This is a genomic window from Streptomyces bohaiensis, assembly GCF_012033785.1.
GTDB classification, from domain to species: domain Bacteria; phylum Actinomycetota; class Actinomycetes; order Streptomycetales; family Streptomycetaceae; genus Streptomyces; species Streptomyces bohaiensis.
This window is the reverse complement of record NZ_JAAVJC010000401.1, coordinates 1-3,184: the sequence shown is the minus strand read 5'-3', so window position 1 is coordinate 3,184 and position 3,184 is coordinate 1. Positions and strand designations below refer to the sequence as shown.

The window sequence follows — 3,184 nt, the reverse complement described above, 5'->3', positions numbered from 1 at the left end:
GACGCCGCGCTGCGCGCGGGCGTACCCCCGGAGTCGGCGCCCCGGCAGGCGCCGGTCCCGGCGGCACACGACGAGGCGCACCCCCTGACCACGAGGCGCCGGACGACCGCTGCCGGCGGTCGGCGGGCCGCCCCGTCGGCTGCGTCCCGGTGTCGCGCTGCGGTCCCGGCTGGCCAGGGCTCGCGCGAGCGGGCAGGCTGTCCCATGCTGAGACCAGACTCGGCCGCGAAGGGTTGGATGACCCCCGGGGCGGACAGGAGTCTGAACGGACGACAGGCTCACTAGGCGGGAGCGGGCAGGGCATCGTGAGGATCTTCGGCAGGGTCCGGCAACGGCCGTCCACCGACTGGCGGCTGGCGACCAACCGCGCCTTCGCGCTGATGGACGACGGCCGCTACGAGGACGCGGGCGCGCTGCTGACGCGCGCCGCCGACCTGGAACCGTGGCTCTCGGAGTCCTGGTTCAACCTGGCGCTGCTCCACAAGTTCCGCCACGACTGGGAACAGGCGCGGGCGGCCGGGCTGCGTGCGGTGGCGCTGCTGGAGAAGAGCACCGGCGCCCCGGACTGGTGGAACCTCGGCATCGCGGCGACGGCGCTGCAGGACTGGCCGCTGGCCCGCCGGGCGTGGGCCGCCTACGGCGTCGAGGTGCCCGGCGAGGTGTCCGAGGAGCCGCAGTCGACGCGGCTGGGCGGCGCGGCGGTCCGGCTCTCCCCCGAGGGGGAGTCCGAGGTGGTCTGGGGCCGTCGGCTCGATCCGGCACGGATAGAGGTGCGCAACATCCCGCTGCCGTCCTCCGGGCGGCGCTGGGGCGAGGTGGTGCTGCACGACGGCGTGCCCAACGGCGAGCGGACCACCGCCGCCAACGGGTGGACCTCCGTCTTCCCGGTCTTCGACGAGATCGAGCTGTGGGCCCCGTCGGCGGTGCCGACCTGGGTGGTGCTGCTGGGCGCGGCCACGCCGCGGGACCGCGACGCGCTGGAGCGCCTCGCCGCGGACGCCGGCTACGCCGCGGAGGACTGGTCCTCCTCGGTCCGACTGCTCTGCCGGAGCTGTTCGGAGAGCCGGATGCCCAGCGAGGAGGGCGACGGCCAGGCGCAGCACGACCCGCACGACCACAGCCTCCCGGGCCGCCCCGGGCCGCTCGGCCACACCGGCGCGGGCACGCTGTGGTCCCCCGAACGCGAGTGCGGCATCGCGGCCCCCGCGCCGCTGGTCCGCGGACTCCTCGACAGCTGGGTCGCGGACAGCCCCGACACCCGGGAGTGGCGGGACCTCGAAGAGGTCTGCTGAGGCCGGAGCCCCGCCGGAACTCCGAGGCGGGCCCCGCCGGGGGCCGTGGGGCGGTGGCACGGCGCCCGGGCACCGGAGGCTCGCCGCGCGCCGGGGAGGCCCGCCGCCGGCCCCCGGGGCGCCGGGCGGAGCCCCGGTAAGCTGTACGGGTTCGAGGGTCATCGGCTCCGGGCGCCCGGGCGTTCCCGCCCGGCCCGGTCCCGCGGTACGTCGCGCCGGTCACCCCGTCACCCCCTTACGCCGTACCAGGAAGGTGGTCCCCGGACCATGCCGCAGCAGGACACCGGCCCGCAGGCCGACTCCGAGTTCGTCGACGACACCCAGGACTGCGCGGAGCGGGAGAAGGCCCACGTCGAGCGCGGCACCGCCCGGCCGATCACCGTGGTGGGCAACCCCGTGCTGCACCACGAGTGCCGCGAGGTGACCGAGTTCGGTCCCGAACTCGCCGCTCTCGTCGACGACATGTTCGCCTCGCAGCGCGCCGCCGAGGGGGTCGGCCTCGCCGCCAACCAGATCGGTGTCGACCGGAAGGTGTTCGTCTACGACTGCCCCGACGACGACGGCGTGCGCCACGTCGGCGTGGTGTGCAACCCGGTGCTGGAGGAACTGCCCTCCGAGCTGCGGGTGCTGGACGACAGCAACGAGGGCTGCCTGTCGGTGCCGGGCGCCTACATGGAGCTGGCCCGGCCGGACTACGCCGTGGTCCGCGGCCAGGATGCCGAGGGCAACCCGATCCGGGTCCGCGGCACCGGCTACTTCGCCCGATGCCTGCAGCACGAGACCGACCACCTCTACGGTCGGCTCTACATCGACCGGCTCTCCAAGCGCGAGCGCAAGGACGTGCTGCAGCAGATGGCCGAGGGCACGCCGCGGTACGCGACGGTCGCCAACGACTGAGGTCGGCGGCCGCCGCCGAGCCCGTACCCGCACGCCCGTCAGTGGACCGGTCCACTGACGGGCGTTGAGTGATGGTTGACGCGCGTCGACTCGTGGGTAACTCTCGTTCCGATCGCCCCACCCACCCGGAGGAACGATGCTCAGACGCATGTCCCGGACCGCCGCCACGTTTGTCATGGTCGCGACAGTCGGTCTCGTCGGAACCGCCGTCACCGGCGGCAGCGCCGTCGCCGCCCCGCTGCCGGCCGAGCGCCCCGCCGAGGCCCCGGTCGCCGACACCCCCACCGCCGGAACCGCGGACGTCGGCACGCTCGACGCCTGCTACACCTGGAGCCGGACCCTGCGGCAGGGCATGTCCGGCGCCGACGTGACCCAGCTCCAGATCCGGGTCGCCGGCTACCCCGGCACCGGCCAGGTCCTCGCCATCGACGGCCAGTTCGGCCCCCACACCGCCCAGGCCGTCACCCGCTTCCAGCAGGCCTACGGCCTCGCGGCCGACGGTATCGCCGGCCCGGCCACCTTCAACCAGATCTACGCGCTGCAGAGCGCCGACTGCTCCCCGGCCAACTTCACCTTCGCCGAGCTGAACCGCTGCAACTCCACCTGGTCCGGCGGCGCTGTCAGCGCGGCCACCGCCCGTGAGAACGCCAAGCGGACCATGTGGAAGCTCCAGGCCATGCGCCGCGCCATGGGCAACGCCCCGCTGAACATCAGCAGCGGCTTCCGCTCCGTCTCCTGCAACAACTCCGTCGGCGGCGCGAGCAACAGCCGCCACCTCTACGGCGACGCCGCCGACCTGGTCGGCAGCCACTCCTTCTGCCGCCTGGCGCAGGCGGCGCGGAACCACGGCTTCAACGGCATCCTCGGCCCGGGCTACCCCGGCCACAACGACCACACCCACGTGGACCACCGGGCCAGCCGCTTCTGGTCGGCCCCCAACTGCGGTATCTGACCCGCCGGGTGCCCCGGTACCGGCCCCGCGGCCGGTACCGGGG

At 74.6% G+C, this 3,184-nt stretch carries 3 protein-coding genes; all 3 read left to right on the top strand.

Translation table 11 applies throughout. The features are described from left to right. Positions 1-305 precede the first annotated feature (305 nt). The 3 genes from HCN52_RS23220 to HCN52_RS23210 all read left to right on the top strand — a co-directional run bounded on the left by HCN52_RS23220 (position 306) and on the right by HCN52_RS23210 (position 3,141). Positions 306-1,292, top strand: a complete 987-nt coding sequence (locus HCN52_RS23220) for a tetratricopeptide repeat protein (protein WP_168090395.1) — start codon at positions 306-308, stop codon at positions 1,290-1,292. Between the two features lie 267 nt (positions 1,293-1,559). After that, positions 1,560-2,189, top strand: coding sequence for a peptide deformylase (gene def / locus HCN52_RS23215; RefSeq protein WP_168090394.1), 630 nt, complete (start codon positions 1,560-1,562; stop codon positions 2,187-2,189). A 136-nt stretch (positions 2,190-2,325) separates the two neighbouring features. Further along, the gene (locus HCN52_RS23210; protein WP_168090393.1) at positions 2,326-3,141 is read left to right on the top strand and encodes a D-Ala-D-Ala carboxypeptidase family metallohydrolase; all 816 of its coding nucleotides are present in this window, start codon (positions 2,326-2,328) and stop codon (positions 3,139-3,141) included. The last annotated feature ends 43 nt before the right edge of the window (positions 3,142-3,184 follow it).